Source organism: Thermoanaerobaculia bacterium (assembly GCA_035260525.1).
Taxonomy (GTDB): domain Bacteria; phylum Acidobacteriota; class Thermoanaerobaculia; order UBA5066; family DATFVB01; genus DATFVB01.
In genome coordinates, this window is sequence record DATFVB010000241.1 from 1 (window position 1) to 5,279 (window position 5,279).

Here is a 5,279-nt window from a genome sequence, read left to right on the forward strand (position 1 = left end):
CGGGATTGATCGTCAGCGTCGGCAAGGTTGCGCCCGTGATGGCGCCGCCGTTGGAGAGGTTGGAGCCGTTCTTCCGCCACTGATACGTGAGAGACGTGCCGGTCGCCGCAACCGAGAACGACGCGGAAGATCCCGGGCACACGGCGGCGTTCGCCGGCTGCGTGTTGATGGCGATCGAGGGGCAGCCGACGGTGAACTTGAAGAAGTACGGTCCGTTGCCGTTGCCCGTGACATTTGTTCCCGTCGCGAGGAGCTCGCCGTGGTAGGTCGTCCCGACCGAAAGCGTTCCCGTCGTGATCGTGAGAGCAATGCATTCGGGCAGGCTGAGGGAATTGAACATTCCGCTCGACGGGGTGATGGTCGTGATTCCGGGTCCCGAGAGCGTGGAGTCATCGCCGTAGGCCCCGACGTAAGCGAGCGTCCAGTTCGTGCTCCCCGAGCCGACACCGTTCGCGTTCAGGGTGAGCCCGTTGCCGCTGGGTCGCGGGCACGTGAGTGAGATGGGCGTCCCCTGGGAGATGCTGCCGAGGTTTTCCTCCGCCCCCGAGCTCTGATGGGGCGAGTTGTCGGATCCCTTGACCTGAAGGCTGATCGCGTCCGTGAACGTCGTCTGGGCCGTATAACTCGAAGTCAACCCCGTCGCCGTGAGCAGGAACGTCGCGCCCAGGTCGCCCTCATCGACGACGAAATCGGAATTCATGAAATTCCCGGAATCGTCGGCGATCGACGTCAGCGCCAAATCCGGATCGCCGTCGTCGTGATGCAGCAGCATCGAAACGGTCTCTCCCGGCATCCAGCCGGTCCCCGTGATGACGACCGTGTCTCCCGGCGCGTAGTCCGTCTTGTCGGTCGTCACGGTCGCAAAAGAATCTCCCGTCAAAAGGGAGTCCGTGCTCAGGACGCCCTCGGCGCGAAGGCCGCCCGTCGCGAGAGCGAATCCCGCCGATGGATTCCGCGTCACGGAGGCCTCGATGCGATCCAGGGCGTCGGGCGTGAGAATCGAAACGCCGGCGCGCGCCGACAGCGTGCGCTCTCCCATCCCGAGGGCGGGGTCAGCGGGCAGCGAACGCCCAAGCACCGCGGAGCGGCCCGGCGTGTTCAACGCGGCCGAGAGCGCGCCGGCCGCGCCCAGAAGGCGTGCGCGTGCCGTGAAATAGCTTCCTCCGGGGTTGAACATCTCCATCGTGACTTCCACGTCGCCGCCGATCGCCTGCACCTTTCCGTCCGGCAGGACGTTCAGCGTCAAGCGCGAGCGCGAAGTCCGCATCGGCGAGGCGGCCGGCGAGATCGTCATCGTCGCGAGGTCGAGGATCTCGGCCGAAGAGAGAACCGAGCCGTCGGAGAGATCGACGCCGCCGGCGATCAGGATCCTTCCGTCGTGCAGGAGCGCGGCGGCGTGGAATTCGCGGGGAACCGACAGCCTCGCGTCGAGGAGTCGGAAGGCGCCGCTCTCGGGCTCGAACACCTCGACGGTGCCGCCGGAATCTCCGCCGACGACGACGATACGGCCGTCAGGCAGGAGGGTGGCCGAGTGGCCGTAGCGCGCCCGGTTGAGCGCCGGACCGTTTTCGAATGATCCGCCCGCGTCGTCCGAGAGCTCGGTCGACGCCAGACCAAGATCGCCCTCGCGCCCGCCGATCAGGAAGACGCGCCCGTCGGGCAACAGCGTCGCGCTGTGGTCGGCCCGTCCCGATTCGAGGGAACCCGCCAGCGAGAAGGACCGCGACGATGGATGGAAGATCTCCGCCCGGCGCACCGGGCCCGCGGCGTTCCCGCCGCCGGCGATCAGGACGTCGCCGTTGAAGAGCCGCGTTCCCGAGTGGCCGGCTCGCGGAACATTCAGTCCAGCGATCACGCCGGTTTCCGCACCCCACACGGCGAACGCCGTCGTCGGCGCAAGCAGCGCGGCGAACACGGCACCGATGATCGATACACGGACAGTCAGCACCCGGCGGATGGTTTCCACCACCGTTCTCATGGATTCCCCCTTTTCTTTGGGTGCGATTATCGCAAAAGTTCCAGATTGTTCAATGATGCGAGGGTGTCACGGCGACTTTATTTGATATCCTCTTGGAAAGAATAGAGTTTCAGGATCGAGCCGCCACTGGCTTGAAGACGAACATACCCGCCCGTTTCGTTGATCCGGGGAACGCCTTCGGTTCGCGGGCGGCGGTCAGCCGCGCGAGGAGCCTCTCTCCGCGGCGCGGCGCCGGCTCTTCTCGATGACCCGTTCGAGCGACTGCGGCTCGACGGGCTTGACGAGGTGCTCGTTGATGCCCGCGCCCTTCGACTGCAGGCGATCGCTCTGCTCCCCCCATCCGGTGAGGGCGACGATGAACGGATCTCCGCCGTCCGGCGCGCCACGCAGACGGCGAGCCACCTCGTACCCGCTCATGAGAGGCATCCCGATGTCGAGGAGAACGAGCTCGGGATGGAAGTCTTCGGCGGTGCGAAGCGCCTCCGGCCCGTCGAACACCGTGCGCACCTCGTGCCCCATGAAACGAAACATCAGCGCGAGACTCTCCGCGAGATCGACGTTGTCGTCCACGACGAGGATCCGCAGGGGTCCTCCGGAGCCGAACGCATCGAGCGACGCGGAATCGGAATCCCCGCGGGCGGCCGCCGGGCCGGCCAGAGGAAGCCTGAAAGCGAACTCCGCCCCCTGGCCGAGCCCCGCGCTCGACGCGCTGATGCTGCCGCCGTGGAGCTCGAGGACTTTTCGAACGAGCGTCAAGCCGATGCCGAAGCCTCCTCCCGAGCTGCCGCGATGCCTCTCCGCCTGCACGAAGAAATCGAAGATCTTCGGAAGCATCTCCGCCTCGATGCCGCTTCCGTCGTCGCGGACGCGCACGACGGCGCCTTCGCCGTCGCACGCGACCGAGACGCCGATGTGCCCGCCGGGCCCGGTGTACTTGACGGCGTTGCTCAGCAGGTTGATGAAGACCTGGTCGACCCGCGTCGGATCCGCGTCGATGGGAACCGGTTCCTCGGGAAGCTCCAGCCGAATTTCCTGGCCGCGCTCCTGCGCGATGCCTCTCATCGCGTCGACGGCCTGTCTCGCGGCCGTGGACAGATCGAAGCGTTCGCGGCGCAGCTCGATGTGTCCCTGGCTCACGCGGGAGACGTCGAGGAGATCGTCCAGGAGCTTCGCCATGTGGCGTACCTGCCGCTCGGCGATCGCCTGCGCGCGCGCGATCTCCCCGGGCCCGGCGTCCGGCCGGCCGATGACGTAGAGCGCGTTGCGGATGGGCGCGAGCGGATTGCGGAGCTCGTGGGCGAGGACCGCCAGGAACTCGTTCTTCTGCCGGTCCGCTTCCTGCAGCGCCTCGATCCGCCGCCGCTCGGTCATGTCGCGGGTCACCTTGGCGAAGCCGCGAAGAACACCCGACCCGTCGAAGAGCGCCGTGATCAACACGTTCGCCCAGAACCGGGTGCCGTCGCGGCGGAGGCGCCACCCCTCGTCCTCCACACGCCCCTGGGCGATGGCGATCCGAAGCTCCCTCGCCGGCTTGCCCGCGGCGATATCCTCCGGTGGATAAAAAATCGAAAAATGACGGCCGATCGCCTCTTCGGTCTTGTACCCCTTGATCCGTTCGGCGCCGACGTTCCAGCTGATGATGCGGCCTTCGGGATCGAGCATGAAGATCGCGTAGTCCTGGACGCCCTCGACCAGGAGCCGGAACCGCTCCTCGCTTCGGTGCAGCTCCTCCATCTCCATCTCCCGCGGGCCCGCGGTGTTGCCGTTCATGAACGATTCGATTCTATCTTTCGCCGGTGCGCTGTCCCGGACGAGCGCTTCGCGTTTCACGCGCGACGGTTCGGACCCGTGTCTTTCTTCTTTGGGCCGTGCTCACGCCCCGCCGGAGGCGGGGGCGGAGGGGGCTCGTGCTTGGGCGGGGCGGCCCGGCGCTCTCCCGCCGGATGCCCGTGCGGCGGCGGAGGCGCTTCGTGACGCGCAGGGGGAGCGGCTTCGTGACGCGCCTGCGGAGCGGCTTCGTGGCGCGCCGGCGGAGGCGCTTCGTGACGCGCCGGCGGAGCGGCTTCGTGACGCGCCGGCGGAGGCGCTTCGTGACGCGCCGGCGGAGGCGCCTGTCGTCCCTTCTTCTCCCGGCGCGGGGGCGACGAAGGCGCGGGCGCACGGCTGCCCTTGGGCGCCGGGTGCGTTCCCCGGCGCGGGGCCGCTTCGCGCTGCGGGCCCCCGCGACTTTCCGGGCGTGCTCCGCCGCGGCGCGCAGCGATCTCCCGCGCACGGACCGGTGCGGGAGACACGACCGCGGCTCGCCTTCCGCGAGTCACACCGGAGGAAGAGAGCGGCACGGGGCGGGACTTCAGCTCCGAAATCGACCGCCGGGGAATCCGCGTGCGCGCCGCCCGTTCGATGCGGTCGACCGACGGGCCGCGGTTGACCATGATGCCGTGCGAGACCGAGAACGAGGTCACCTTGCGGACTCTCGGGAAAATCGCCGCGTTTTCCCGGACCGGGAGCCGCACGGTCGAGACGCGCACTCCGGAGAACCGGTTGACGGGAACGAAGACGTATCGCGACTGGGAAACGACGACCGCAGGACCGGCGTATCCCGAAAAGGAGATCGAAAGGCTCGGCGGGATCGGCGCCCAGCCGACGTAGGAATCGCTGTAGCACCACGTCACCCAGGCGGGCGCCCAGATCGTTCCCGGCGCCCAGACCCAGCCCCACGGGTCCTCCCAAACCCAGGTGCCGTAGTGGTACGGATCGCCGCCCCACGGGTCGTAGGAAACCCATGTCCAGCCGTACTCGGTGTAGACCCATTCCCCGTCGGTGTAAGGCTGCCATCCGGCGGCGACGTTGGACGGAATCCAGCAGTCGCCATAACTCCCAACGGAGGCCCATCGGCCGTAAGGAGACAGCTCGTCATAGAAGAACGAGATGCTGACGTTCACCTCCGCCCGGGCCGGGCGCGAGGAGAGGACGAGAGAACCGACGAAAGCGGCGAGGAGAATCAACGTTTTGCGTTTCATTGCCGTTCCTCTTTTCGAATTCCGGACAACGGTGCAACCGCTGTGCCACCACAGAACGCCGATCCCGGTCGCCCAAGGTTGAATATGAAAGCCAAGAGGTTCGAGGCCGCACGATCCTCTTTGGGTTGCCTCGAGCGCGCCCGCGCACGCCAGTGCGCTCGGAACACCGATCTCAGCTGCGGAGGGGGCTTGGGGGATGCCTCCCCCAGGTTAGATGTGAAAGCCAAGAGGTCGAGGCCGGAGGCGCGTCAAGAAGACGACGACGATCCTCTTCGGGTTGC

3 protein-coding genes are annotated in these 5,279 nt (G+C 67.3%); all 3 read right to left on the bottom strand.

The features are described 5' to 3' along the window. Window positions 1-1,978, bottom strand: a 1,978-nt coding sequence (locus VKH46_12070) for a hypothetical protein (GenBank protein ID HKB71574.1), incomplete at its 3' end; no start/stop codon positions are given. A gap of 195 nt (window positions 1,979-2,173) precedes the next feature. After that, on the bottom strand, window positions 2,174-3,748 hold the full coding sequence (locus VKH46_12075; protein HKB71575.1) for an ATP-binding protein: 1,575 nt from the start codon (window positions 3,746-3,748) through the stop codon (window positions 2,174-2,176). Between the two features lie 56 nt (window positions 3,749-3,804). Further along, window positions 3,805-4,998, bottom strand: coding sequence for a DUF6600 domain-containing protein (locus tag VKH46_12080; protein HKB71576.1), 1,194 nt, complete (start codon window positions 4,996-4,998; stop codon window positions 3,805-3,807). Between the last annotated feature and the right edge of the window lie 281 nt (window positions 4,999-5,279).

What these genes read in the sequence shown, in the direction of transcription:
- VKH46_12080 (HKB71576.1), bottom strand. Translation starts at nt 4,998, where the DNA reads ATGAAACGCAAAACGTTGATTCTCCTCGCCGCTTTCGTCGGTTCTCTC.
- VKH46_12075 (HKB71575.1), bottom strand. Translation starts at nt 3,748, where the DNA reads ATGAACGGCAACACCGCGGGCCCGCGGGAGATGGAGATGGAGGAGCTG.